The sequence below is a fragment of the Desulfatiglans parachlorophenolica genome, assembly GCF_055394735.1.
In genome coordinates this window covers 4942967-4967524 of sequence record NZ_AP042460.1, presented here as the reverse complement: position 1 = coordinate 4967524, position 24558 = coordinate 4942967, and the positions used below count along the sequence as shown (strand labels likewise).

The window sequence follows — 24558 nt, the reverse complement described above, 5'->3', positions numbered from 1 at the left end:
CGGTATCCGCGAGGACCGGAAGGCTTGTTATGAGCCTACGCACCACTTCGGGTTTTTCTTTTAGGGAGGTACATCATGAAGCTAGGAGAGCAGATCAGAATATGGGAGCGTTTGGAACGTCAGCACCCTGGACTCACGAACAACCTTTACGACTTCCTGTGTCCGACGGGGGGGACTGACCCCGACGAGGAACGGCTGCAAGCGCTGGATCGCCTCGTGGCTAAGTATCTAGGAGGTGGCCGATGAACGACAAAATGCGAGCACAAGCGTGGTATCGCGCGAGGGAAGACCAGATCGCCGACTTTGCGGAGATCGAGCCCCTTTTACCATTCACCCTCTTGGACTACATCAATACCGCCCTGGCCGGGGATATGGAACATGCCGGTCAGATTCATGCGGCAATGATGGAAGCAAAAAACAACATTGCAGCCGCTCAGCCGAGTTGAGATCGGCGTTTCTATGACCTAGAGCACAGGGGGACAAACTATTGAGCGTGAAAGTGAGGCAACGGCCGGCGGGCTCGGGGATCTGGTGGATCTTCATCGACCATCAGGGGGTCAGGAAGGCCAAGAAGGTTGGGACGGACGAGAGGGCCGCACGGGAAGCCGCGAAGAAGATCGAGGCCAAACTCGTGCTGCAAGAGTTCCATCTCGAAAAGAACGGGGGTGAAACCCTGCCGACTTTCAAGGTCTACGCCAGTGAATGGCTCGAAACCTACATCAAGCCGCTCAGAAGGCAATCGACCTATGAGCGGTACAGGGAGACCCTTGGAAGATACGTCTTTCCCACAATCGGGAACCTGCCTATTGACAAGATCAAGCGGGGACAGATCAGGAACATGCTCTTGCGGATTCATGCCAGGGGGCTGTCCAGAAGCACGGTTTGCCTTGTGCGGGACGTCATGAGCGGGCCATTCGAGTACGCCATTGACGAGGAACTTTTACAGGCGAACCCCGTCAAGGGCATCCTGAAGCGGCTGAATATCCGCAGGGATAAGAAGATCACCATCGAACCGCTTGACCATGCCGAGGTCCAGGCCTTCCTTGAAACGTGCCAAGAGCATTTCAGGGATCATTATCCGTTCTTCCTGACAGCCTTCAGGACCGGAATGCGCCTGGGTGAACTCCTGGGCCTTCAGTGGGGGGATGTCGATTTCAACGGGAAGTTTATCATGGTGCGGCGGACGTACAAACTCGGGAAATTCAACGCCCCCAAGAACGGCAAGGTCCGGCGCGTCGATATGAGCGATCAGTTGCACGCCGCCCTGCAGGCGCTTCTGTCTCAGAGGAAAAGGGAGGCGTTGAAGGCGGGCCTTGGGGAAGTGGTTGAAAGCGTATTTCACCGGGACGGAAAGCCCATCGAACAGAACTACATCCGCCGGGTGTTCAAGCGGGCCCTCATGAAGGCCGGTTTGCGGGAGATCCGGCTGCACGACATCAGGCACACCTTCGCATCCCTTCTATTGAGCGACGGACAGAGCCCTGCCTACGTCAAAGAGCAGTTGGGGCACCATTCCATTCAGATGACCGTGGACGTCTATGGGCACCTTCTGCCGAGCAGCAACCGGGACGCTGTCAACCGACTCGACTCGCAACCATCCGCAACCTATCCGCAACCAGCCCAAAAGCAAGAGGCGCAACCTATTGAGATTGCGCCTCATTTTTATGCTATGGTGCCGAAGGCGAGACTCGAACTCGCACAGGCGTCCACCCACTAGACCCTGAACCTAGCGCGTCTACCAATTCCGCCACTTCGGCACGCAAGAATGGGGTTGAAAATTTAGATCCTTGATACTATAGTTTCGCATAAGCGTTGTCAATACATTTATGCGGCTCTGACAGGCCGGCTGGGCAATTCACGAGGATTGGCGCCGGCCTTCCGTATCGGAAACCAAGGAACAGTTATGACCACCCTTTACAGCCTGGATCAACTGGAAAAACCGCTCGTCAACCCTGTCCTTACCATCGGCAACTTCGACGGCGTCCACAGGGGGCATCTCGCCCTCTTCGATACAGTCAAGGCCCGCGCCCGGCAGGTCGAAGGGCAGTCGGTCGTCCTCACATTCGACCCGCACCCCATCAAACTCATGAAGCCCGAAAAGGCTCCGCCGTTGATCACGCCTACGGAGCAAAAACTTCAATTGATCGATGCAGCGGGCATCGACGTGATCCTTTGTCTTCGGTTCACCCGCCAGTTTGCGTCTCTTTCCGCGGAGGACTTCGTCCAGAATGTCCTGGTGCGAAAGATCGGCATCCGTGAGTTGGTGGTGGGCTACGATTATGCCTTTGGCCGCAACCGGGAAGGCAACACGGCATCTCTCAAGGCTGCAGGCAGAAAATTCGGTTTCGAAGTCCATGTGATGGACCCGGTCCACATCGATTCAACCCTGGTTTCGAGCACCGCCATCCGGCAACTGGTGCGGGCCGGCCAACTGGACGAGGCGAAGAAGCTCCTCGGCAGAAACTACCAGATCACCGGCACCGTCAAGACCGGCAAGAACAGAGGTGGACGGCTGCTGGGATTCCCCACCGCCAATCTGAACGTCGTCGACGAACTGGTGCCGCAGCGCGGGGTCTATGCCGTGGAGGTGCTCACGGACAGCGGAACCTATCAGGGCGTAACCAACATCGGTTACAATCCCACTTTCGACAACGGCGCCTTTTCCATCGAAACCCATGTCCTCGATTTCAATGAAAATCTGGTTGGCAAGACAATCCGCGTCCGTTTCATCGCCCGCATCCGCCAGGAACGGAAATTCGAATCTGTCGCCGCCCTGGCCGAACAGATCCGGAATGACATCATCGAGGCACGGGAGATCTTCGCCCGAAACCGCAAGCGATCGGTGACCGAGTCTTCGGCCTCCTGACCCTCTTCGACAAAGTTTTTCTTTCTGTGGGATCCTGCGGTTTTCGGTTGCATTGGATCGCTTTTTGGTATAGGTCTTCCCTGTGTGTTTTGCGTGGAAAGAAATCCTGAAAAGGTACTGGGAGGAAGCTATATGAAGACGACCCATTCGTCCGCCCTCCAGAAGGGCGTCGACCGACGTACGTTCCTGAAGCTTTCAGGCATGCTGGGGCTTGGGGCGGCTGCAGTGCCTGTCCTTGCCACCCAAGCCGAAGCGGTCCGGTTCAATCGTGACGAACATAAAGTCTCCATGACGCGCGTCGCCATGGGGACTTTCGTTTCCATGACCCTTATTCACCCTTCCAGGGACGAGGCCCAGGACGCCATGGGCCGCGCCTTCGACGAAATCGACCGGTTGAGCCGTGAGTTGAGCCGCTTCGACAGCGCCACAGCCGTTTCGCACCTCAACAGCGAAGGAACCCTGCGCGATGTCCCCCCCGAGCTTGCCGACGTCATCGATCGCTCATTGCGCTATTACCGCCTCAGCAACGGCTGCTTCGACATCACGGTGAAACCGATCGTCGATCTCTTCCAGGCCTGTTTCGACATGTCGGGGCAGGCTCAGACCCTCGAGCCCGACCTGGAAAAGGTTCTTCCGCACATCGGCGCCGAGAAGATCGTCTTTTCCGGGCGCACCCTGCGCTTTGCCCAACCCGGCATGGGTATCACCCTGGACGGCATCGCAAAAGGTTACATCGTCGACCGGGCCTCCGAAATGCTCACCCGGCTCACCATCCGCAACCACCTCATCAACGCCGGGGGAGACATCAGGACCTGCGGCTCCAAAGAGCACCACAAACCGTGGTCCATTGCCATTCAGGACCCGCAGAAACAAAAACGCTACCCCGACGTGATCCGCCTCAGCGAAGGGGCCGTAGCCACCTCCGGGAACTACGAGGTGTACTATGACCATGAAAAAATGTTTCACCACATCGTCAACCCGAAGAACGGCCACTCACCGCTTCAAAGCAGCAGCGTATCGGTGTGCGCCGCCACCACGATGGATGCCGACGCCCTGTCCACAACCGCTTTCGTCATGGAACCCGCCCAGGGGCTGCGGTTTATCGAGTCCTTGCCCCGCTGCGAGGCCTTCATCCTGACGAGGGCAGGCGATACGTTCAAGAGTTCAGGTTGGGGGAATCAGGCCATATAAGCCCCCCGATCATCTCGACAAGTCTGACCAGTGTGGGAGGATGCAGCGCCGACACAGCGTATCCTCCCATTTTTTCGGCCAGATCCTCCGCCTCCCGCGCCTCCAGAAGATCGGCCTTGTTCAGGAGCTTGAGAATCGGGATCTCCTGCAGTTTCAAATCCTCCAGAATACGTTCCACGGTCGCTGCCTGCTCCTCCAACTGCGGATGGGTAATGTCCATCACGTGCAGGAGTAGATCCGCGTCCTGAAGCTCCTCCAGCGTCGCCGCAAACGCCTCCATCAGACTCTGCGGCAGATCACGGATAAACCCGACCGTATCGGTGATAATAGCCTCGCGCTCCTCTGGGAAGCGCAGCCTCCGGCTGCTGGGGTCCAGGGTCTCGAAAAGACGGTTGCGCGCACCGACCGTACTGTGCGTCAGAGCGTTCAGAAGAGTGGACTTTCCCGCATTCGTATAGCCCACAATGGAGATCACCGGCAGCCGCCTTGCATTTCTCAAGCGCCTCCTTCCGGCGCGCTGAAGCTTGATCGCGCCCAGCTCTCGGTTCAACGCGGCGATCCGGTCTCTGACCCGGCGGCGGTTGATCTCGAGTTTGGTCTCCCCCGGTCCGCGTCCCCCAATCCCGCCTGTAAGCCGCGACATCGCGGTATTCTTGGACGCCAGACGCGGAAGAAGGTATTTCAGCTGAGCCAGCTCCACCTGGATCTTCCCCTCACGCGTCACGGCGCGCCGCGCGAAGATGTCCAGGATAAGCTGACTGCGATCGATAATCTTGAGATCGGTGTACTTTGTCAGGTGATCGACCTGGGCAGGGGTCAATTCCTGGTCGAAGATGATCAGCCCGGCTCCGGTCTGAAGACACTGGAGCACCAGTTCACCCAGTTTCCCCTTCCGGATAAGGAAACGTGCGTCTGCCTCGCGGAGCCGCTGAACCACCTTGGCAACCACATCGAGGCCATCCGACCTGGCCAGTTCCTCCAACTCATCCAGATGATTCTCGGCCTTCCACCTCGGTCCAGTCGTCACCCCTACCAGCAAAGCCTTTTCCCGCCGATCCAGCGCATGTCCTCCCTGCGCTCTGACCAGCTCGGCCTCGAGAGACTGGATCATCGCCGGGAAATCCACCCGCAGCTGCCCGATATCGGTGACCTTTTCCGTGATCCATCCCTGACCCTTTTCCGGCTGGGGAAGGATATGAGCATAGGTGATCGCCCCGGCAATCCCCCGTTCGTCCACCTCGACGCAGACCATTGCATCGAGGGCGAGCAGCACCAGATCGGAGAGATCCTCCTCCGAGAGAGGCTCCCTCTCCAGATGCGTATGGACGCATCGGAGCCCGCACAGACGCCCCGAACCTTCGCGGTAACCGGATAGTTCAGGAATCCAGACATGGCTGTGGTCCCCCACCACCACGTGGGACACCTCCCCTTTCCGGGTAAGCAGCAGGGCAACCTGCCGCTTCAGTTCACGTGAAAGAGACGCTGTCTCGCGGACCAGCTCGCGGGATATCAACTCGGCAGGGGCCACCCTGCGGCGATAAAGGGCTTGAAGCCGCCGCTGCTGACCGGCCTTCAGGCCGCTTGTCTTGCCGTAGACAGGATCGATTGGAACCTCCCTCTGAAATCGGCCGTTTGCACGCCGGGCCTTCTCGTCCCGATCCGAAGGAGACACCCTGATGCAAAGGGCGCATCCACCGGGAAGATTCTATCAGCGATCACGGAATACACGCGCTCAGAACAGCCCCCATATCGTTCAGGCACGTGCACCGGCCGATTCACCCCGACCACAAATTTTTGGATAGTGGAAACCAGGCTTTTCCAGGAAGATCGCCCTCGACTTCAAAGGACGCGTTCGGAAAGCCATAGACGGAAAACCAGGGACGACCAACACAATTTTCACTGCATCGGGAGGTCTTCTCCGGTGTAGTTTTCGAAGCGGGTCAACTCTTTTCGGAATGTCAACTTGAAGAAGCCGGTCGGGCCGTTCCGCTGCTTGGCCAGGATGATCTCGGCCACGTTCCGGTTCTCTTCGGAATTCGGATTGTACATCTCGTCACGATAAATGAAAACAATCACATCGGCGTCCTGCTCGATGGCCCCGCTTTCTCTCAAGTCGGCCAACTGCGGGCGTTTGTTGGGCCGGTCCTCCACCTTCCGGTTCAACTGTGAAAGGGCCATCACCGGCACACTCAAATCCTTGGCAAGCCCTTTGAGCGCCCGGGAAATCTCGCTGATCTCCATCTGCCGCGATTCAGCGCTCCGCCGCCCCTGCACGAGTTGCAGATAATCGACAATAACCAGGGCCAAGTCCTGGTGCTTCTTGAGCCGGCGGCACTTCGCCTTCATCTCCAGGACTCCTGCGGCCATGCTGTCATCGATGAAGATCGGCATGTCGCATAGGTTGCTGGCAGCATGGGTGAGCCTTCCCCATTCCTCGTCCTTCAGAAAACCGGTGCGAAGCCTGGAGGCGTCGATGCCCGCATCGAACCCAAGGAGCCTGATCCCGAGCTGCGACCGGGACATCTCGAGGGAGAAGACTGCGATGCCCTTCCCCGTCTCCTTCGCGGCGTTGTAGCCGATGTTGAGCGCCAGGGCCGTCTTGCCCATGCTGGGCCGGCCGGCCACGATGATCAGATCGGAAGGCTGAAGACCGGCGGTCAGGCGATCGAAATCCGTAAAGCCGGTGGGGGTGCCCGTCACATGGCCGGGCTGCTGTGCGACAGCCTCGAGGCGCTTGAAGCTGTCCTTGATCACGTCGTTTAAGTGATGAAATCCATCTTTGACCTGGGACTCGGCAATGTCATAGACGGACTGCTCTGCCAGATCGAGTAGATCCTCGACCCGCTCCCAATCCTGAAAGCAGGACTCCGAAATGGTGGAACAGTGCCCGATCAGCTTCCGCCGGACCGAGAGGCCTTTGATAATCTCGGCGTGGTGCACAATGCCCGCCGACGTCGAAACGGCCTCGACAAGATCCGCCAGATAACGGGCGCCCCCCACACGTTCGAGAAGATTCTTCCGCGTCAGGATCTGCGACAGGGTAATCAGGTCGATCGGCTCACCGCTGTCGTAGAGCCCGCACATCCCTTCGAAGGCAGCCGTATGCGCCTCCCGGTAAAAATCATCCGGCGAAAGGATGTCCACGACCAGATTCATCGCGTCGTTGTTGATCAGAATGCCGCCCAGTACCGCCTGCTCGGCCTCCAGATTATGCGGCGGGACTTTCAGGTTGACCGGCGCAGCTTCCTTTTTGCTCAAGGCCATGGGCTACCACTCACCGATCTCGGGTTCAGGGCACAGTTACTCGGCCGCCGCCTTTTCCTCAGGGGCCACCGAGAGCTGCAGCATGGCAGTCACCCCGGGGTAGATACGAACCGGGACCTTATAATCACCGACCGTCTTGATAGGCTTGTCGAGGAGGATCTTGCGCCGATCGACCACAACCCCTTTCTTCTCCAGCCCCTCGGCGATATCCATGGCGGTGACCGAACCGTACAGTTTTCCTTCCTCACCCGCCTTCTGGGCGAAAGAAAGACCCGTACCTTCAAGCCTGTCCTTCAATTGGACGGCCTCCTCCTTGGCCCTCAGCCGCCGGACCTCGATCTTTTTCTTCTGCAGTTCGAAGACCTTGATGTTCTGGGGCGTCGCGAGCACCGCTATCCCTCTTGGCACGAGATAGTTGCGGACATAGCCCCTGGCCACATCCACTACATCCCCTTCGAAACCCAATTCATCCAAATCCTGCTTCAATATCACCTTCATGAACAGACCTCCATAGCGTGCCTCATGAATTTTCGAGCTCTTTTTTCCGCATCTTCCTGAAATCCACCCACTGATCGAAAAGGCCCAGGAGCGCCAGCACCACCAGAAGGATCTGCTGCATGAAAATCAGGAAATAGACACCGAACCTGGCCCATCCGGGGACCCGATAGCGATTCAGGAAGAAAAGAATGATGGACAACCCATGAAAAAGGTAAACCGCCATCGTGACGATCAAAACGTTCACAGCCAGCGTAGCCGTCAGCCCGGAACCGAGAAAGACAAGGAATCCCGATGCAATGAGGACCCAGACGAGCTGCTCGGGCGCATGCCAGCGGTCAAGGGACGCCGCTCCCGGCAGATCGATCCGGCGGGCCCTGAGCAGCACCCGGCCGGCAATCATGTTGAGCCACACCACAACCCCCATGCCGATCACCATCAGGGAAAAGTAGATCCGGGAAAGCAGATCGAACAGGCTCTGTGAAAAGGCCTCCACTTCGACGTTTTCCGGAGGGACAAGCCCCATCGCCTGATAGGCCTCGAAGCTCGCCTGCATCTGTGCCTCGAGATAAACAAGGATCATCTCTCCGGGGCCCATGTCGCGGCGGGCAGCCAGAACCGTCAGCAGCCCCATCCCCAGAATGCCCATGACGGCCGTCGTCAGAAAAATGACGCGCCCCGGGGCATGGCCCCTTTCCGTGAAAAAGGCCAGCATGAACCCAAGCGCCCCGAATTCCACTCCCAAGACCGCGATATGCACTCCACCGCCCAACTGCGCAGCCAGACCGATCACGGCAAGCACCAGAACCGTCAGTTTGAGGCCCTGGCGCGATCCAAGTTTGATGGAATAGTAGAAGAAGGGCAAGGGGGCCAGGAGGCTGAACAAAGGACCGAACAGAGGAAGCCATACCGGCATGGACAGCAACAGACCGGCCCACCCTGCGCACCCCAGTACATCGATCGGCTTCATGGGATCTCTGGCGCGTGGTTCCAGGAACGCGTCGATTTGGTCAGGCCACAGCCTCGGCTTCAGGCCCTTCCGTCAGCGCAGGGTTGACGTCGTATACGGCAACAGCGCGATGTTTCGAGCCTGCTTGATCGCAACCGTCAGCATCCGCTGGTGTTTGGCACAATTGCCCGAGATCCGGCGCGGTGTGATCTTGCCCCGCTCGGTGGTGAAATGTCTCAGGGTCTTGACGTCCTTATAATCGATGACAAGGCTGCTGTCGGCGCAAAACCGGCAGACCTTCCTTCTATGAAAGGTCCTTTTGAACCTTCCTCTCTCACGATTGAATGCCATCTTATTCCTCTCCTTCCCCTGATTCCGGTTCCTCTTCGGTTTCCGATTTTGGCCCTTCCTGCGATTTCGTCCGGGCCTCCTCCACCTGCCGCTTCAATGCCTCGGGATCGGCATCTTCGCTCAGCTTGACAGTCTGATACTTGAGGACCCGGTCATCCAGCCTCATCTCGCGCTGCAGTTCCTCCGGCACCTGGTTCTCGCCGCAGAACCTGATCAGCACAAAATAGGCCTTGTCAAATTTCCTGACGTCATAGGCCAAAGGTCTTCTGCCCCAGTCCTGCACCTCGATCAGTTCACCCTTCTGCTTGCCGAGGAGGTCGGTAAACTTCCTGGAAACACTCTGGTAGTCTTCCTCCGCCAGATCCGGATTAATCAGGTAGAGAGTTTCGTAATACCGCATCCCAAACCTTCTCCTTTCGGACTTTCCCCAAAAAGGGGGCATTTTGGTCCCCGCATCAGGCCGAGCCTCCGTCGGGTCGACTTTACAGGGACAAGGAGCAACCCAAAAATAGATATTTGTATAGGGAATGGATGTAAATGTCAACCGATTTCAGAAAGACCCGTCTTTTGTTGGAGACTTCAGCCACGAAGCCATCAAACGGCGGCTTTCCAGCCTGGACGCCAAACCCGAAGGAAACGAACCTATACCCCTAGACCGTTGCCGGGTGGAACCCGATTACAAAAAGAATGGATGCACCGGTAATTCATTGAACGAAAAGGTAATTCAGACAAGGATGAACCGTATGGTCCTTCAGTAGAAAGCCGTCGAAGCGGCGCAAATCATTTCTTGAGTTGCGCGGCCAATTCCTCCATGATCGCATCGAACTGCCGGCGCATATCGATCATGTTCCGGCGCATCCGCAGGATCACCTCCACTCCTGGAAGGTTGACCCCCATGTCCTCTATGAAGATTTTCGTCAGTCTGAGAGTCTCCAGATCTCCAGCGCTGAAAAGCTTGGCCGAACTCCCCTCTTCGCATACCGGGCAGACGATCTCTTCGGATTCGAGTTCGGACAGTATGTTCTCATCCAGTTCGAAGGTCTCGATCACTTCCGTAATCGTCCAGTAATCTTTGGTCATTGTCGGACCTCTCCATACAATCCCAGGGTCAGGGCACGGATGTTGGTCTGGGCTTATATTGCGGCCTTCCCCGATATCTCCCTAGTTTCCAATCCGGAAATGGTCTTTTTTGCCAATCTCGGCGTCAATCTGCACGTTTGCTTGTGCGGCGACCACCAGGTCGCCTCCGCGCAAACGTTTGATTTCCTTGATATTGGCAAAAAATCCTCATTTCCGGATTGGAAACTGGGTTGTGCCGGATAAAGCATTTCCGAATGGATTCTCCCTAAAAGCGGATTCCTTCCCGAATGTCTTCACCGTAAAAGGACGAGAGAGCCTCCGCCGCCTTCAATGCCTCCTCGTCGTCAGTCTTCGGCACTTTCACCACCAGCTTCAGCATCAGATCCCCATAGGCCTTGGTTTTGGGGTTTTTCGCACCCTTCCCGCGCAGTTTGAGCGTCTGTCCGCTCTGACTGCGCGGCGGCACCTTGACTTTCACCGTCCCCCTTGGAGTGGGAACCGTCACGGTGCCGCCCTTGACAGCCTCTGTCACGGTAATCGGCAGCTCCATATAAAGGTTGTCTTCCTCGCGCCTGAGGAAAGGATGCGGCTTGAGATGGATGACCAGAAAAACATCCCCCGCAGGCCCACCGTCCGTCCCCGGCTCCCCCTTGCCGGCAACACGCACCCGCGACCCTTCTCTCACCCCTTCGGGTATCACCACACGAATCCGCTCCACTCCCATGGTCTGCCCGGTTCCGCCGCACGCCGGGCAAGGCTTCCCGATCTGTCCATGCCCTCCGCACTGCGGGCAGGGCTTGGTGAAACGCATGGGCCCCTCAGCGACATTGATCCGCCCAGATCCTCCGCAGGCAGGGCAGGGGGTCATCCTGGAGCCTGGATCCATCCCCGAACCCTTGCAGAGAGCGCAGGTCGTCATTTTCTGCATGGAGAGTTCGGTCTCGAAGCCTTTCAAAGCCGAGATCAAATCCACTTCCATAGGATGTTCGATGTCCCTGCCCTTCCGCGGACCGCGGCCCCGAACCGTCCTTTGGCCGCCCCCGAAATCGAAAATATCGCCGAAAAGGTCCTCGTAGCCCTGATACCGGCCAAATTCGGGTTCTGCACGGCCCGCGCCCGCCTGCTGTTTGTAGGCCTGCTGCCAGTCCCTGTATTCCCTGGCTTTTCCGGCATCGAAACCCGACTGGAGCCCCTCCTCCCCAAACTCGTCATATATCTTCCGTTTTTCGGGGTTCCCGAGGCAGTCATACGCCTGCGATATTTCCTTGAAGGTCCGCTCCGCGTCCACATTGCCGGGATTGATATCCGGGTGCCATTTCCTGGCAAGCTTCCGGTAGGCCTTTTTGATCTCCACCTGGGTCGCTGTACGCGGAACACCAAGGATCTCATAGAAATCTCTAGCCATGCAGTTTTACCTCGTGTCTATCCTCGCATCCATGATTTCTGAAAATCTTAAGAAACCTCCAGAGCATTGTCAAATGGTTGAGGACCGCCGCCCCGCTCCCCAAACGTTCTTCCGCATCACTCGACTGGCCGGCCGGGCCATCACGGCAACCATGCAGACAACCTTCGACCCTCCAATCCAGAAAGTCGACTGTCCGTTTATTCCCTGGATGTGTGATCTCAACCGATCGCCGCCCACACGACGACCTTATACCCGGGGTACCTTCCCGCGGGCGCAGGTTCCGGGCATTTGCGATGGTTCACTTATTGCAAAGATTCCCTGGTAGACATCTCGTAAAGGAGTATCTTACGCCTGCTGCGGGGGAATGACAACCCGTCCCCGGGGACGCGGTTCAGGTTTTGCACCGTCCTTCGATCCGCGTCGGGGGCCGCTTCTCAGCCCTCTTCCTGGAGGGCGCCTCTGGCGGCCCCAGAACACGCATCTCCCGGACCATGCGCCTAAACGACACGTCTGATTTTAGATGCCGCCCTCGAGCCCGGGAGAACCGCTCCTCGTTCAGGCAGTTTTCATCCGGAAATGATTTCCCGGTAGCAGTCCAGCAACACGGAGGAAGCAAACATCCATGGGTTCAAACAACCGCGTCTTTCTCGAGGTCATCGAGTGGTTCGATGAAACCGGACGGGAGTTGGTTCATCGCATTCCCGAGCAGGGCTCCGGGGAAATCAAGTTGGGAGCCCAACTGATCCTCCGCGAGAGCCAGGCGGGGATCCTCTTCTATAAAGGTAAGGCCTGCGATATCTTCGCCCCCGGCCGCCACACTCTCCAAACCGGAAATATCCCGATCCTTACCAAAATCCTCTCCATTCCGTGGGCAATGACGAGCCCCTTGCGCGCGGAGGTCTACATCGTCAACATGAAGGTCTTCCCGAACCTCAGATGGGGAACCCGGGACCCGGTGGCCTTCAAGGATTCCGAACTCGGCCTCATCCGGTTGCGCGCCCACGGGATCTTCAATATCCAGATCGTGCAGCCCGCGCTATTCATCAACACCCTCGTCGGCACCATGGGCCGTTTTTCCACTGAGGAAATCGAGAGCTACCTCCGGCGGGTCATCGTTTCACGGCTCAACGACTACCTGGGTGAACAGCTCGATACCGTATTCAACCTTCCCGGCCGCTATGACGCCTTTTCGGAAACCCTCAAGGAAAGGCTTACGAATGACTTCACTCACCTCGGTCTGGGTCTGCGTCAACTTTATATCACATCCATCACCCCTCCGCCCGAGGTGCAGCAGGCTATCGACGATCAAAGCCGGCTCAACGCTATTCAGGATCTCGATCGGTTCGTCAAGATGAAAGCGGCCATGGCCATGGAACGGGCAGCCGGGTCGACCGGAGAGGCTGCCGCCGGCATGGGGATGGGGATGGGATTCATGATGCCGGCCATGTTTGCAGAAATGTTCCGCCAGGGAGGAAATGGGACGTCCACCGCAAAATCACCTCCACCCGCCTCCACATGCCCCGATTGCGGTCAGCCTGTACCGGTCGATGCCGCTTTTTGCCCTTACTGCGGGCATCAGCAGGTCGTTTTCGGCCGCTGCGCAAACTGCAGCAAGAACCTCCCCCCCCATGCACGATTTTGCCCTCAATGCGGGCATCCCGCCGATGAGAAGCCCGCCCCCGAGGTCTGCCCCCATTGCGCGGCGGAAAACCTTCCCGACTCGCTTTTCTGCAACCAATGCGGGGAGAAGCTGGCGTGAGGGCGGAAGAGCGGCATCGGTCTCCCGCGCCGCCCGGCGGGTGCGGGAAGTATCGTCCACACCGACCCGGGACACTTGCGGACGGATCCGCCGGTCCGCGCTGTAAGCCGCGTTCTCCGGTAGGTTCATTCCGTCGCACCGGGTGCCATGAACCCTGCCATTGAACTGGAATGCCCGCAATGCGGCGGCCCCATACATTTGGAAGAGACTGACCGGCTGCTGCGCTGTCCATCTTGCGGCGTCCAACACGTCATCATGACGGCCGACCGGTTCCGCTACGTCTTCTCCGCTAAAGCCCAGGATAGACCCTACCTTTACCTCCCCTACCTGCGCTTCAAAGGCACCGTTTTTGTCTGCCGTCTGCAAGGCACGGAGCATCGCGTACTGGACATCACCCATGCCGGACACCCCCTGAACGGTCTGCCGCCTTCCCTCGGTCTCAGACCTCAGGCCCTGAAGATGCATTTTCTGACTGACCGTGAAAATGCAGGCCAATTTCTCAATATCACCGAGCGGCCGACCCGGATCCTCGAAAAGGCCGGCCAGCTCTCCGATGTCGTCGGGCCAGGATCGCCCTTGTTTCACAGAGTTTACATCGGAGAAGCCGTCAGTATCATCTATCTACCGGTATTCGCACGGAACGGCCGTCTCCATGACGGGCTCACCTGCAGACATCTCGCCGACCTGCCCGCGTACGAGCAGGATCTTTTTCAAGACACACGCCCGAAACCGGACTGGAAAGTGACGCTTCTGGCCGCCCTCTGTCCAGATTGCGGGTGGAATCTTTCCGGCGAAAGGGACAGCGTCGTCCTGACCTGCGAAAATTGCCGCTCCGCCTGGGAGATCCAGGGCGAAACCCTGGTGCGGTTGCCGGTTTTGACCATCCCCGCCTCCGGGACCCGGGTGCTCTACCTGCCCTTTTGGCGCAGCACCATCGAGAGCCGGGGAATCGACATGCGCAGCTTTGCCGATCTTATCCGGGTCACCCGCCAACCCATGATCATCGCCGATGCTTGGGAGCGTGCACCATTGGCGTTCTGGGCCCCTGCTTTCAAGGTGCAGCCGAAGATTTTCCTGGCACTGGCGCGCCGTATAACCCTTTCACAGCAGCAGTTCGAACCTGTGCCCCATTTCCCGGATGGGGCCATCCACCCGGTCACCCTCCCGAGCAGCGAAGCTGCCCAGTCCTTCAAGCTGACCCTCGCAGAAAGCGCCCTTTCGAGGTGCGAGGTGCTGCGCGGATTGCCGCAGACGCACTTCGACAAAGGGGGCCCTGAACTCGTTTATCTCCCGTTCGAAGAAGATCCCCATGACCTGATCCACCAAGGGCTTGGGTTCGCCATCAATCGACGGGCGCTTGCCTTCGGCCGCAGCCTCTGAACCCGGGCTGAGGCCATCCGCTCGCCTTTCCCAGCCACCTTCGAGGAGCTGGAAAGAACTTGATCTCAGATCATTTCCGTATATGATTCGGTCTTCGGCGGGGCATCGCATTTAGAAGAGGGGGATTCGACAATCGCATGCTCGATTTGACCTCCATTGACTGGACCTTTCTGTTCATCACCTTGCTGGCTGGTTTTCTTCTCGGCTTCGGCACAGCTGTTGCATTTAGACATTCCCGAGTTCAATCCGCCCGGGCCATCGCGGAAGAGATTTACCGGAAGAACGAAGCGCTCCGGCGCGAGGGGCACGAGACCCTGCTTTCGCAGCTCGAAAACGCTTTCGCCCGGCTCTCCCTGGATGCCCTCGAGCACTCGACCGATGCTTTTCTCAAGCTCGCCGATGCCCGTTTCAAGGAAGAAAGGACACTCAGCGGCAGCGAACTGGGAGCCAAAAAGGCCCTCATCGATTCCCAACTCAACCGGATGTGCGGCGAACTCGACAAGGTTACGGAGCTGATTCGGGCATTGGAGCGCGAGCGCCATCAGGCTTACGGAGCACTCGACAGCCGTCTGATATCCTCCCAGGAGCAAACGAAGGCCCTTCTCGAAACGACCCAGGCCCTGCGCGAGGCCTTGGCGAACAACAAGACCAGGGGGCAGTGGGGGGAAAGAATGGCCGAAGACGTTCTGCAGCTTTGCGGTCTACGGGAAAACATCAACTACTATAAGCAGAAACAGAAAGCAGGTGGCGGATCGCGCCCCGATTTCACCTTCCTTCTTCCTCAAGGCCGCCGGCTGAACATGGATGTCAAATTTCCACTGAGCAATTATCTCAAGTCACTCGAAACCTCTTCCGACGTGGAAAAAAATCTGCGTCAAAGGGATTTTCTGAAAGATGTCCGCGCTCGAATCAAGGAGGTCACGACACGGGATTATATCGACCCGGAGCAGCATACGCTCGGCTACGTGCTCCTGTTCATTCCGAACGAACATATGTATGCGCTCATCCATGAACAAGACCCTGGCCTGATTGAAGATGCCATGAAAAACAGTGTCATCCTCTGTTCGCCACTGACGCTTTTCGCGGTATTGGCGGTCATCCGGCAAGCCGTCGATCAGTTCACCCTGGAGAAGACCACCGCTGAAATTCTGATGTTGATGAGCACTTTCAGACAGCAGTGGGGGCAATTCTGTGAAAGGATGAATCTTTTGGGTCGGCGTATCACCGAAAGCCAAAAAGAATTCGAGTCATTGATGACAACCAGACGCCGATGCCTCGATCGGGCCCTCGACCGCATCGACACCCTGCGCGCTGGACATCTCGAAAAGAGCGCGGCAAGCCCGGAAGCGGAACATTCATCGGATCCGGAGGAAAGCGCCTGAAACTTCGTGACGAGGCGGATATCGGCATCCATTTCATCCGTCCCAGTCCCGAAACGATGAACCTGGAGAGGCGATCGAATGCGGAGCTGACCGAACCCTTTTCTTGGAACGCTTCTCAGCAGCGAAGGACTCCTATGAACTCTTCTCAAAATTTCACCGAGACCGGGGAACCCCAGAAGATCACGAATACACAGAACTCCTTGACCCTGATCGAGCAAGCCAATGACCTCAAAGAACTCGGCCTCGTCAAAGAGGCGATGCAGCGCTATGAACAAGCGCTCAGAGACAATCTCCCGCCCTCGGTCATCCTGCCGCCGTTCCTGGACTGTCTGCTCCAGGGCCTCTCATGGGATCGAGCAGTCGGGCGAATCGAGGAAATCCTGGGACAATCGGGCTGTGACACCTTCAGAAAGGCCCAGATCAAATATATGCTTGGCCTCGAAATGGAAAAACGCTCTCAGAGGGAGAGTGCACTCGAGCTTTACAAGCAGGCACTGGCTCTGGACGCATCCAATCAGGACGCACAGGACAAATTCCGCTGGCTGTCGTCCTGTCTATCTTCCGGTTCACGGTATGGATATCTGCTCAACACCGAGATCCTGACCGCCGATCAACTGCAGCGTGCGCTGTCCATCTCTAAGAAGATGCGCCGGAGCGTCGAATTTGTCCTGATTCACCAGTTCAAAATCAAAAAATCGGAGATCGGAAAATCGCTTTCCCTCTTTTACCGCTGCCCGTTCAAGGCCTTCGACCCCCAGGCACCGGTACCCGTGGAACTGATCAGCAACCTCAAGAAGCCTTTTCTCCTCCATGACCTGTGGGTTCCTCTGTCCTGGGACAAGAAAGGGGTCGAGATCCTGATCGACGATCCGCGTGATCTGCGCAAAACGGACCAGCTGCGTGCGCTTATCAAGACCCGAAACGTCTCGTTCTGTGTCGGGATCAAGGAAGATATCGAGGAGTTCATTCACCTTTTTTTCGACAGAAAAAAGGAAGAGTTTCTCGATCAGATGATCGAAGACCTCGAACTCATCCCCGATGTCTCTTTTGAGGAGGAGGCGGATCTCGAAGAGGAGCAGGACCTCCTCGACGAATCCTCGAGCCAGGTCGTAAGGCTCGTGGATCAGGTGCTCGTCACCGCATACCGGCGAAGCGCGAGCGACATCCACGTCGAACCCTCCGCCATTTCCAAGAAGACCCACATCCGCTTCCGGATGGACGGCGTGTGCCAGGAGTATCTGCAGGTGCCCAATTCCATGGCACGCGGGATTCTTTCGCGACTCAAGATCATGGCGGGTCTGGATATCGCCGAACGCCGCCTGCCGCAGGACGGAAAAATCAAATTCCGGCGCAAGGGGGTGCCTTCCTTCGAGCTGCGTATTGCGACCATGCCCACGGCTGAAGGCTTTGAGGACGCGGTCCTGAGGATCCTCGCCATGGCAGGCGCCATGAAGATCTCCGAGATGGGCCTGACCGAGCGGAATCTGCGCGTCCTCAAACGCGTCATCAGCCAGCCCTATGGTCTGGTGCTCTGTGTAGGTCCGACGGGATCAGGAAAAACCACCACCCTTCATGCGGCCCTCGGGCACATCAATCAGCCGGGCATCAAGATTTGGACAGCGGAAGACCCGATAGAGATCACCCAGAAAGGCCTCCGCCAAGTCGAAGTGAAACCCAAGATCGGTCTGAACTTCGCCCGGGTGATGCGCTCCTTTCTGAGAGCCGATCCCGACGTAATCATGATCGGTGAAATGCGAGACACCGAAACCGCAGCCATCGGCATCGAGGCATCGCTCACAGGTCACCTGGTTTTTTCCACGCTCCATACGAACAGCGCCCCCGAAACGGTCACCCGGCTCCTGGACATGGGGCTGAACGCCCTCAATTTTTCCGATGCCTTTTTGGGCGTCATCGCTCAGAGGCTCGTGCGAAAGCTCTGCAAAGACTGCCGCCAGGCCTACCATCCCACGCGGGAAGAATTTCAGGAAATGGCCGCCGAGTATGGAGAGCAAGCCCTTGAAGCCGCGGGGATCCGGTACGATCCCGAAATGACGTTTTACCGCCCGGGCGGTTGCGAGGAATGCTCGGGTACGGGATACCGAGGACGCCTGGGCATCCATGAGCTGATGGAAGGAACCACTCGGATCAAGCGGTTGATCAAGAAGCAGGCCAATACGGAAGAGATCTTCGAGCAAGCGGTTCAGGAAGGAATGACGACTCTGAAACAAGATGCCATTCTCAAGGTATTCGAAGGCCTGACGGACTTCAGCGAGGTCCGCCGCGTATGCATCCATTGAGGTGAAATGTATGAAGAAAACAGCCCTGGTAGTCGACAACGATTTCTTCTTCGTGGAATTTTTGACGGAACTCCTCGAAGGCCGGGGATACGAGGTCCAAAAGGCCTATGATGGGAAAGAAGCCATCCTCGGTCTGAAAGATCACCCCGTGGACCTCGTTTTCATCGACAATGTCATGCCGAAAATAGACGGTCGTCAGCTGATCGAGTTCATACGGACCGCAGATCCCGGGAAACATTTTCCGCTTGTACTCGTTTCTTCGACCGTTGTTGAACAGTGGGACACCATCAACACGTTCGGAGCCGATTTCTATATCGCGAAAGGCCCGATTGATAAAATGGAGGAAAAAATCCATTATTTTCTAGACCGTTTCGAACAGGAGGGGGGCCTTCCATTCGACAGCCGGGATTCTGTCATCGAACCTTCAAACATTTATCCCCGCCAGACCACCAGCGAACTGATCGACCGGCTCAATTTCGAGCGCGGCATCACGGAGAGCATTGGGCTGGGCATTATCGTCATCGACAAGGATGCCAAGGTTATGCGGGCTAGTGCCCGCGCCCTGAAGATTCTCGGTACAAGCGTCACCGATACCCTGGGTACCCATATCGGTGTCCTGTTCAGCGGCGGGGCGGGACGAAGGATCATCGAAATCCTGAAAAGCATCCTGATCGATCAGGATCGAACCTGCATCCGCTTTTATATAACACTTCGAGACAAAACAATCCGCGCTTACGCCTCTCTTTTCCGCGTCGAGGGAGTGATCAGCGGATGGACCCTGGCCTTGGAGGATCAGCCGGCATGAGACGCACCAGCATCAAGAACAAACTGATTTTGGGTTTTCTCCTGTTGCTCCTGATGATGCTCGTTGCGGTCGAATCCATAAACCGTCTGACCGACGATTTCATTCTCGCCCAGTCGATCTCGGCGGTGCTGGCGATGATTGCAGGAGTTCTTTTCGGGAGTCTCTTTTCCCATTCCTTCCTGAGCCGTCTGAACGATCTTCGGGATGCCGCCCGCAGGATCGCCCAGGGAGACCTTACGAGCCAGGTCGGCATCATCTCATGCGACGAGGTCCGGGACCTCGAGGAGGGGTTCGCGCTCATGCTCGGGGAGCTGCGCAGGATGATCGCCGACATCCAGCGCGTTGCGGGGGAAGTGCTGGCAACCCACGCCAGCCTCGACAAGCTGGTCGAAAAATCCCTCGAAAACAGTCGTGAAATCAGCGAAGCAACCACCGCCATCGCGGACGGATCCGAAAAACAGACTGTCATCGTGCAGGAAACATCCGTCCGGATCAATGAGGCCCTGAACGGCCTGGACCACATGGCAAGGCAATCCGCCGATACCGTAGCCAAGCTGCACGAGGCCCGTCTGCGGACACGAATGGGAGAAAGCAATGCCCGGGATACCGCCGGGAATCTCGAACAGGTCCTGCGTCAAATGGCCGAATACGCTGTTCCCATCCTTCAACTCTCCCAAAAGATCGAGAAGATCAGAGTCGTCATCCGGATCATCGATGATATCGCCCAAAAAACGGACCTGCTCTCCCTGAACGCTTCCATTGAAGCGACAAGGGCGGGGGAAGCCGGCAGAGGCTTTGCCCTGGTGGCGAACGAGATCAGGAGCATGGCTGAGAACAGCAAACAGTCTTCACAGGAGATCGGGCATATTGTCCAGGAACTACTGGAGGACAACCAGGCCGTGGTTTCGGCGCTGAAGGCGACTCAGGAAAAAATTCAACAGGGACGCGAAGTTACGCGAGGCATTGTCGAGATCTTCAAGGACACTTCATCGGTGGTCGAAGCCATCTTCTCGGAGGCCAAGGGGATGGAAGCGGTGATCCAGATTCAGCTGAACCAGATCAAGGGCATCCTCAACCCTTTCCAAGATCTCCTCCAATTGGCCAAACAGAATTATCTCGCCACCCAGAAGACAACCCTCGCCACCGCAAGGCAAAAAACCGACACGGAAAAGCTCGTGGAATCCATGAATTTTCTTCAAAATCTGTCACAGGAGATGATGGACACCCAGAGACGGTTCCGGGTTCCCTGAAATGACGATGCAATGGTTCGCCTTCAAAACAGGTCAGGAGGCTTTGGCCCTCCGAGCCGAGCAGATTCAGCGTGTTCTGGATCAGTTTGTCCTCACACCGGTCCCGCTGATGCCGCCTTACCATAAAGGCCTTCTTTACGATCGCGGCAATGTCTACGACGTGATCGACCCGGGGGTGCTCCTGGACGGCGAAACCGCCGTCGAATCGGGTCCAAACAGCCGGATCATTCTGCTCTGGGATCCCTGCATCCGATTGGCGCTGCTGACCGACATGATTGTCGGCCCCATGGAATACGATCCACAAAAGGTTGACCCTTTATCCGTCTCCTTCGCAGACGAAGCCTTTCGAGTTCTAACCCCCGACCGCATCTGGTCGCTTCTGACCGTGGAGCCCGATGGACCTGGCCAAATATGAAGCCCTTTTTGTCCGGGAGTCCGGACGATACCTGGATGAAGCCGAACGTCATCTTCTCGCCGCCGAGAAGGATCCCGCGAACCGCGGCCTCTGGCGGGAGATCCATGGAAAGATCCATTCCATCAAAGGAATGGCCCTTGCGATGGGTTTCGAAAAGATCTCAACGCTCGCGCACGGCATGGAAAACAGCTGCCAGGCATTTCAGAACGGGCAGGCAGGCGCCTCGGAATCCACCTTTCGGGCGCTTTTCAAATCCCTGGACCTGCTTCGCATACTGGTCAAGGGAAAAGGCACATCGCCTTCACCGGAAGCCCGCGCGGAATACGATTCGATCCTGAGCACCATCGAAAATCCCTCTTTTCTCGAAGAAGACTCCGGTTCGTCTCCTGCCGAAGGTGGAAGGTATCCAACAGCATCACCTCCTGCGATCGATGCGATCCGGATCCGCTATTCCCTCGTCGACGAACTTCTGGGGCTGGCGGAAGAAATCCTTTCCCTCGAGAAGACCTTGCCACAGCTGCCGCAGGAATATCTTTTCCCGGGATTCAAGAACTGGCTCGCGCATATGCGCGCCATGCTGAAGGGGCTCTATTTCCGCCTGGCGCAACTGCGGCTCATGTCCTTCGGGGATTTTACAGATCTCTTCAGCCGAACCGTCCGCGACCTCGCAGCGAGACAGGGGAAAAACGTCCGCATCAGCGTCCTTGGAGGCGAAGTCCAGGCGGATATGAGCCTGTTCGATCGACTGCGCGAACCGTTCGTCCACCTGCTCAACAACGCCGTCTCCCATGGGATCGAAATGCCCCTGGAGCGTCTACAAGCCGGCAAAGAGGAAACCGGAATCCTTTCACTGAAGGCCGAACGTCGGAGGGACCGGCTTCTCCTCACCATTTCCGACGACGGGAAAGGAATCGACCGCGGCGGCATCGCCCGTTACCTCGAGGAAAAGCGTGGATTGACCGCAAAGGAGATCGCAGGGCTGGACGATGACACCTTTCTGAAAATCACGCTGGAGCCAGGGTACAGTTCCGCCCGAAAAACCTCTCAAGTCGCCGGGAGAGGCGTCGGCATGGACGTCGTCGCAGAAACGGTGAAGCACCTCGGAGGAGAGATGCGCATCCATTCGAGCGGGGGGAATGGAACATCCTTCACGATGGATCTCCCCCTCGTCCTCTCCATCATCCCCTGCATTCTCTTCGAGATCACCCCTTACCTCCTGTGCCTCCCGACCATCGAGATCGACGCCATATACCCGAACGAGAAGGGAGACAAACGACTGACCGGCCTTCTATGCGATCTGCGCGCGCTTTTTACCGGAGCGGAATCCACAACTGGAAGCGGCTACTGTCTCAAAACGGTCCCTTTTGAGCAGGCAGAGGACAACTTGGCGGCAATACCCGTCCTTATACCGGTGGATCGCGTCCTCGGAAACCGGGAAATCCTTCTTCTGCCTCCCAGTGGACTCGTAGCGAGGGCAGGCATTTACAGCGGACTCGGCGTCATGGAAAGCGGCGGGCTGGCCGTCCTGCTCGACCTGGGAGCGGTGCTCCGGAAAACCGCCTTGCAGCCCTCGATCTCTCCCTAGTTTCCATCCGGAAATGGTCTTTTTTACCAATCTCGGCGTCAATCTGCACGTTTGCTTGTGCGGCGACCTCCAGGTCGCATCCGCACAAACGCTCGATTTCCTTGATATTTGCCAAACAGGGACCCGCCGCGTAGCGGTGGGACTGAGCAGCGAAGCGGTGAAGAAAAATCCTCATTTCCGGATTGGAAACTTTGCCGCGCCGGATGTTCTTTTCCGGATGGAAACTCCCTAAGATGTCCATTCGGAAACGAGCGTTTCTAGCCAATGTCTAAGAAACCAAGCGTTTGTGCGGATTGACGCCAAAATTGGTAAAAAAGACCCTTTCCGAATGCAAAATACCTATTCAGCATAAATATCCCTGCAGAAGGACAGCCCCCAATCGATTTTTCTCTACGTGAAGAAGCGCTTCCTGCTTGACTCTGTCGACAAATACTGTAAAAGAATAGCACTTGACAGGTATGATTTGGGGGTGTAATGGCGGAGAAGCGCAAAGGCAGAGTTCTGGTTGTAGACGATGAAAACGGCATCCGGCAGGCCCTCAAGATGGTACTGCAGGAAGATCATGACGTCATCCTGGCCGCCTCCGGCGCAGAGGCTATGGATGCCTTCACTCGAAACGCCATCGACCTGGTTCTCCTCGATATCCTCCTGCCGGACGCAAACGGCCTCGATCTTCTGAAAACATTCAAAGAGATGGACCCGGACACGGCGGTGGTCATGGTAACGGCAGTCAAAGAGATACAGACTGCCGTCAAGGCCATCAAGGCCGGCGCCTATGAGTATATCATCAAACCATTCGTCGTCGACGACCTGCTTGCAGTCCTCGACCGCGCCCAGGAAAAAAAGCGGCTCCTCAAACAGGTCACCTATCTCAAACACGAGCTTCAGCGCTACCAACTTTTCGAGAAGATGGTTGGGAAAGACCCGAGGATGACGGAGGTCTTCGACCTCATCACGACAGTTGCTTCGAGCGACGGAGCAGTGCTGATTCAGGGCGAGAGTGGAACCGGAAAGGAGCTCGTCGCCCGGGCCATCCACAATCTAAGCTCCCGCAAGGATCAACCCTTCGTAGTGATCAACTGCGCCGCCATTCCGGCTTCCCTGATGGAATCGGAGATCTTTGGCCACCAGAAAGGGGCGTTTACGGGAGCGGTATCGAGCATGATGGGAAAGTTCGAGGTCGCCGACGGTGGTACGGTCTTTTTAGACGACATCGACTGCCTCGAGGTCAGCATGCAGGCCAAGCTCCTGCGTGTCATCCAGGAAAAGGAATTCGAACGGGTTGGCAGCAACAAGGTCATCAAGGCGGACATCCGCTTTGTGGCGGCCTGCAACAAGGATATGCAGACCCTGATCCAGGAGGGACGCTTCCGCGAAGATCTTTTTTACCGTCTGAATGTCTTTCCGATCAAACTGCCGCCGCTGCGCGAGAGGCGCATGGATATTCCTCTCCTTCTCGAGCACTTCCTCGACTGCCATGCCCAGCGCACCGGAAAACCGGCCAAACAGTTCTCCGACGAGGCCTTGGCCCAGCTGACAGCCTATCAGTGGCCGGGCAACGTCCGCGAACTGCAGAACCTCGTCGAGAGGCTTTTCACCATCACCAAGAGCGACCTGATCGGCATCGAAAATTTATCGGGGCTCAGCATTCCAAACAGGCAGATGCATGACATGACGCTCCGGGAAGCCGTCAATGCCTTCGAGAAGGACTTCCTCAGCCAGGTACTGGCCCGCGTCCGCGGCAATCGCAAGAAGGCGGCAGAGATCCTTGGGGTCCACCGCAACACGCTCCTTTCGAAGATCAATGACCTCGGCATCGAATGTTGAGGGGAGGAGCAGACCCCCGCTTCATGTGGTTCCGCCACGCACGGGAACTCGATGCACCAGGAACAGACCACCTCAGTTCCCTCGACTGCCCACTTCTTTGTGCACAGTTCTTCTTTCGCACCAGCGGCTCCCCCTCCCATTGGCCGTCTTCTGCACCCATATCCGGAGGGCAGCCGGGTTGTAAAGACCTGTGTCAGCCTCCGTGGTGTGAAACGATCTCATCCCTTCATCCTGCATTCAGGCACTGAAATTGCTTG

At 57.2% G+C, this 24558-nt stretch carries 24 protein-coding genes and 1 tRNA gene; 16 read left to right on the top strand and 9 right to left on the bottom strand.

Going from position 1 to position 24558, the window contains the following annotated elements:
• Nucleotides 1–75 precede the first annotated feature (75 nt).
• From ACZ500_RS22945 to ACZ500_RS22935, 3 genes are read left to right on the top strand one after another with little or no spacing between them, the layout of a single operon-like run.
• Nucleotides 76–246, top strand: a complete 171-nt coding sequence (locus ACZ500_RS22945) for a hypothetical protein (RefSeq protein WP_464229743.1) — start codon at nucleotides 76–78, stop codon at nucleotides 244–246.
• On the top strand, nucleotides 243–446 hold the full coding sequence (locus ACZ500_RS22940; protein WP_464229742.1) for a hypothetical protein: 204 nt from the start codon (nucleotides 243–245) through the stop codon (nucleotides 444–446). The genes ACZ500_RS22945 and ACZ500_RS22940 overlap by 4 nt, the downstream gene beginning before the upstream one ends.
• 47 nt (nucleotides 447–493) lie before the next feature.
• On the top strand, nucleotides 494–1717 hold the full coding sequence (locus ACZ500_RS22935; protein ID WP_464233109.1) for a tyrosine-type recombinase/integrase: 1224 nt from the start codon (nucleotides 494–496) through the stop codon (nucleotides 1715–1717).
• On the opposite strand, the gene ACZ500_RS22930 is transcribed toward ACZ500_RS22935, so the two are convergent.
• Nucleotides 1671–1757 (bottom strand) — tRNA-Leu (locus ACZ500_RS22930). The two genes, ACZ500_RS22935 and ACZ500_RS22930, sit on opposite strands and share 47 nt — an antisense overlap.
• Nucleotides 1758–1903: 146 nt before the next feature.
• Between ACZ500_RS22930 and ACZ500_RS22925 the strand changes: the two genes are divergently transcribed.
• Both ACZ500_RS22925 and ACZ500_RS22920 read left to right on the top strand, forming a co-directional pair.
• Nucleotides 1904–2866 (top strand): bifunctional riboflavin kinase/FAD synthetase, encoded by a 963-nt coding sequence (locus ACZ500_RS22925; protein ID WP_464229741.1) that lies wholly within the window; start codon nucleotides 1904–1906, stop codon nucleotides 2864–2866.
• 132 nt (nucleotides 2867–2998) lie between these two features.
• Nucleotides 2999–4057, top strand: coding sequence for an FAD:protein FMN transferase (locus ACZ500_RS22920; RefSeq protein ID WP_464229740.1), 1059 nt, complete (start codon nucleotides 2999–3001; stop codon nucleotides 4055–4057).
• Here ACZ500_RS22920 and hflX read toward each other — a convergent pair.
• The 7 genes from hflX to ACZ500_RS22885 form a co-directional block, all read right to left on the bottom strand.
• Nucleotides 4023–5729: a GTPase HflX gene (hflX, locus tag ACZ500_RS22915; protein ID WP_464229739.1), complete on the bottom strand. Its 1707-nt coding sequence runs from the start codon at nucleotides 5727–5729 to the stop codon at nucleotides 4023–4025. The genes ACZ500_RS22920 and hflX overlap by 35 nt on opposite strands.
• Nucleotides 5730–5953: 224 nt before the next feature.
• Nucleotides 5954–7321: a replicative DNA helicase gene (gene dnaB, locus ACZ500_RS22910; RefSeq protein ID WP_464229738.1), complete on the bottom strand. Its 1368-nt coding sequence runs from the start codon at nucleotides 7319–7321 to the stop codon at nucleotides 5954–5956.
• Nucleotides 7322–7357: 36 nt separating this feature from the next.
• Nucleotides 7358–7819 (bottom strand): 50S ribosomal protein L9, encoded by a 462-nt coding sequence (gene rplI, locus ACZ500_RS22905; RefSeq protein WP_464229737.1) that lies wholly within the window; start codon nucleotides 7817–7819, stop codon nucleotides 7358–7360.
• Nucleotides 7820–7841: 22 nt separating this feature from the next.
• On the bottom strand, nucleotides 7842–8786 hold the full coding sequence (locus tag ACZ500_RS22900) for a DUF2232 domain-containing protein (RefSeq protein ID WP_464229736.1): 945 nt from the start codon (nucleotides 8784–8786) through the stop codon (nucleotides 7842–7844).
• 72 nt (nucleotides 8787–8858) lie between these two features.
• Nucleotides 8859–9116 carry a 30S ribosomal protein S18 gene (gene rpsR, locus ACZ500_RS22895; protein WP_028320406.1) on the bottom strand — a complete coding sequence of 86 codons (258 nt, stop codon included), beginning with the start codon at nucleotides 9114–9116 and terminating at the stop codon, nucleotides 8859–8861.
• Between the two features lies 1 nt (nucleotide 9117).
• A complete protein-coding gene (rpsF, locus tag ACZ500_RS22890; protein ID WP_464229735.1) occupies nucleotides 9118–9516 on the bottom strand; it encodes a 30S ribosomal protein S6 in 399 nt (132 codons plus the stop codon).
• A 380-nt stretch (nucleotides 9517–9896) separates the two neighbouring features.
• Entirely contained in the window at nucleotides 9897–10196 is a 300-nt protein-coding gene (locus ACZ500_RS22885) for a chaperone modulator CbpM (RefSeq protein WP_464229734.1), read from the bottom strand.
• Nucleotides 10197–10295: 99 nt separating this feature from the next.
• Here ACZ500_RS22885 and ACZ500_RS22880 point away from each other — a divergent pair, with 99 nt between their 5' ends.
• Nucleotides 10296–10439 (top strand): hypothetical protein, encoded by a 144-nt coding sequence (locus ACZ500_RS22880; protein WP_464229733.1) that lies wholly within the window; start codon nucleotides 10296–10298, stop codon nucleotides 10437–10439.
• Between the two features lie 22 nt (nucleotides 10440–10461).
• On the opposite strand, the gene dnaJ is transcribed toward ACZ500_RS22880, so the two are convergent.
• Nucleotides 10462–11601, bottom strand: a complete 1140-nt coding sequence (gene dnaJ, locus ACZ500_RS22875) for a molecular chaperone DnaJ (protein WP_464229732.1) — start codon at nucleotides 11599–11601, stop codon at nucleotides 10462–10464.
• 622 nt (nucleotides 11602–12223) lie between these two features.
• Between dnaJ and ACZ500_RS22870 the strand changes: the two genes are divergently transcribed.
• The 10 genes from ACZ500_RS22870 to ACZ500_RS22825 all read left to right on the top strand — a co-directional run bounded on the left by ACZ500_RS22870 (nucleotide 12224) and on the right by ACZ500_RS22825 (nucleotide 24301).
• Nucleotides 12224–13360: an SPFH domain-containing protein gene (locus ACZ500_RS22870; protein WP_464229731.1), complete on the top strand. Its 1137-nt coding sequence runs from the start codon at nucleotides 12224–12226 to the stop codon at nucleotides 13358–13360.
• Between the two features lie 147 nt (nucleotides 13361–13507).
• Entirely contained in the window at nucleotides 13508–14740 is a 1233-nt protein-coding gene (locus ACZ500_RS22865) for a TFIIB-type zinc ribbon-containing protein (RefSeq protein WP_464229730.1), read from the top strand.
• A gap of 137 nt (nucleotides 14741–14877) precedes the next feature.
• Nucleotides 14878–16122 (top strand): DNA recombination protein RmuC, encoded by a 1245-nt coding sequence (locus tag ACZ500_RS22860; RefSeq protein WP_464229729.1) that lies wholly within the window; start codon nucleotides 14878–14880, stop codon nucleotides 16120–16122.
• 134 nt (nucleotides 16123–16256) lie between these two features.
• A complete protein-coding gene (locus ACZ500_RS22855) occupies nucleotides 16257–18419 on the top strand; it encodes an ATPase, T2SS/T4P/T4SS family (protein WP_464229728.1) in 2163 nt (720 codons plus the stop codon).
• Nucleotides 18420–18429: 10 nt separating this feature from the next.
• Nucleotides 18430–19224 carry a response regulator gene (locus ACZ500_RS22850; protein WP_464229727.1) on the top strand — a complete coding sequence of 265 codons (795 nt, stop codon included), beginning with the start codon at nucleotides 18430–18432 and terminating at the stop codon, nucleotides 19222–19224.
• Nucleotides 19221–20474, top strand: coding sequence for a methyl-accepting chemotaxis protein (locus ACZ500_RS22845; RefSeq protein WP_464229726.1), 1254 nt, complete (start codon nucleotides 19221–19223; stop codon nucleotides 20472–20474). Before ACZ500_RS22850 ends, ACZ500_RS22845 begins: the two co-directional genes overlap by 4 nt.
• Before the next feature lies 1 nt (nucleotide 20475).
• Nucleotides 20476–20889 (top strand): chemotaxis protein CheW, encoded by a 414-nt coding sequence (locus ACZ500_RS22840; protein WP_464229725.1) that lies wholly within the window; start codon nucleotides 20476–20478, stop codon nucleotides 20887–20889.
• Nucleotides 20870–22474, top strand: coding sequence for a chemotaxis protein CheA (locus ACZ500_RS22835; RefSeq protein ID WP_464229724.1), 1605 nt, complete (start codon nucleotides 20870–20872; stop codon nucleotides 22472–22474). The genes ACZ500_RS22840 and ACZ500_RS22835 overlap by 20 nt, the downstream gene beginning before the upstream one ends.
• A gap of 13 nt (nucleotides 22475–22487) precedes the next feature.
• The gene (locus ACZ500_RS22830) at nucleotides 22488–22706 is read left to right on the top strand and encodes a hypothetical protein (protein WP_464229723.1); all 219 of its coding nucleotides are present in this window, start codon (nucleotides 22488–22490) and stop codon (nucleotides 22704–22706) included.
• Between the two features lie 242 nt (nucleotides 22707–22948).
• Nucleotides 22949–24301 (top strand): sigma-54-dependent transcriptional regulator, encoded by a 1353-nt coding sequence (locus tag ACZ500_RS22825; RefSeq protein WP_464229722.1) that lies wholly within the window; start codon nucleotides 22949–22951, stop codon nucleotides 24299–24301.
• The last annotated feature ends 257 nt before the right edge of the window (nucleotides 24302–24558 follow it).

Excerpts from the sequence above, each read along its gene's own strand:
- ACZ500_RS22945 (WP_464229743.1), top strand. The coding sequence starts at position 76 with ATGAAGCTAGGAGAGCAGATCAGAATATGGGAGCGTTTGGAACGTCAG.
- ACZ500_RS22940 (WP_464229742.1), top strand. The coding sequence starts at position 243 with ATGAACGACAAAATGCGAGCACAAGCGTGGTATCGCGCGAGGGAAGAC.
- ACZ500_RS22925 (WP_464229741.1), top strand. The coding sequence starts at position 1,904 with ATGACCACCCTTTACAGCCTGGATCAACTGGAAAAACCGCTCGTCAAC.
- ACZ500_RS22920 (WP_464229740.1), top strand. The coding sequence starts at position 2,999 with ATGAAGACGACCCATTCGTCCGCCCTCCAGAAGGGCGTCGACCGACGT.
- dnaB (WP_464229738.1), bottom strand. The coding sequence starts at position 7,321 with ATGGCCTTGAGCAAAAAGGAAGCTGCGCCGGTCAACCTGAAAGTCCCG.
- rplI (WP_464229737.1), bottom strand. The coding sequence starts at position 7,819 with ATGAAGGTGATATTGAAGCAGGATTTGGATGAATTGGGTTTCGAAGGG.
- ACZ500_RS22900 (WP_464229736.1), bottom strand. The coding sequence starts at position 8,786 with ATGAAGCCGATCGATGTACTGGGGTGCGCAGGGTGGGCCGGTCTGTTG.
- rpsR (WP_028320406.1), bottom strand. The coding sequence starts at position 9,116 with ATGGCATTCAATCGTGAGAGAGGAAGGTTCAAAAGGACCTTTCATAGA.
- rpsF (WP_464229735.1), bottom strand. The coding sequence starts at position 9,516 with ATGCGGTATTACGAAACTCTCTACCTGATTAATCCGGATCTGGCGGAG.
- ACZ500_RS22885 (WP_464229734.1), bottom strand. The coding sequence starts at position 10,196 with ATGACCAAAGATTACTGGACGATTACGGAAGTGATCGAGACCTTCGAA.
- ACZ500_RS22880 (WP_464229733.1), top strand. The coding sequence starts at position 10,296 with ATGGTCTTTTTTGCCAATCTCGGCGTCAATCTGCACGTTTGCTTGTGC.
- dnaJ (WP_464229732.1), bottom strand. The coding sequence starts at position 11,601 with ATGGCTAGAGATTTCTATGAGATCCTTGGTGTTCCGCGTACAGCGACC.
- ACZ500_RS22870 (WP_464229731.1), top strand. The coding sequence starts at position 12,224 with ATGGGTTCAAACAACCGCGTCTTTCTCGAGGTCATCGAGTGGTTCGAT.
- ACZ500_RS22865 (WP_464229730.1), top strand. The coding sequence starts at position 13,508 with ATGAACCCTGCCATTGAACTGGAATGCCCGCAATGCGGCGGCCCCATA.
- ACZ500_RS22860 (WP_464229729.1), top strand. The coding sequence starts at position 14,878 with ATGCTCGATTTGACCTCCATTGACTGGACCTTTCTGTTCATCACCTTG.
- ACZ500_RS22855 (WP_464229728.1), top strand. The coding sequence starts at position 16,257 with ATGAACTCTTCTCAAAATTTCACCGAGACCGGGGAACCCCAGAAGATC.
- ACZ500_RS22850 (WP_464229727.1), top strand. The coding sequence starts at position 18,430 with ATGAAGAAAACAGCCCTGGTAGTCGACAACGATTTCTTCTTCGTGGAA.
- ACZ500_RS22845 (WP_464229726.1), top strand. The coding sequence starts at position 19,221 with ATGAGACGCACCAGCATCAAGAACAAACTGATTTTGGGTTTTCTCCTG.
- ACZ500_RS22840 (WP_464229725.1), top strand. The coding sequence starts at position 20,476 with ATGACGATGCAATGGTTCGCCTTCAAAACAGGTCAGGAGGCTTTGGCC.
- ACZ500_RS22835 (WP_464229724.1), top strand. The coding sequence starts at position 20,870 with ATGGACCTGGCCAAATATGAAGCCCTTTTTGTCCGGGAGTCCGGACGA.
- ACZ500_RS22830 (WP_464229723.1), top strand. The coding sequence starts at position 22,488 with ATGGTCTTTTTTACCAATCTCGGCGTCAATCTGCACGTTTGCTTGTGC.
- ACZ500_RS22825 (WP_464229722.1), top strand. The coding sequence starts at position 22,949 with ATGGCGGAGAAGCGCAAAGGCAGAGTTCTGGTTGTAGACGATGAAAAC.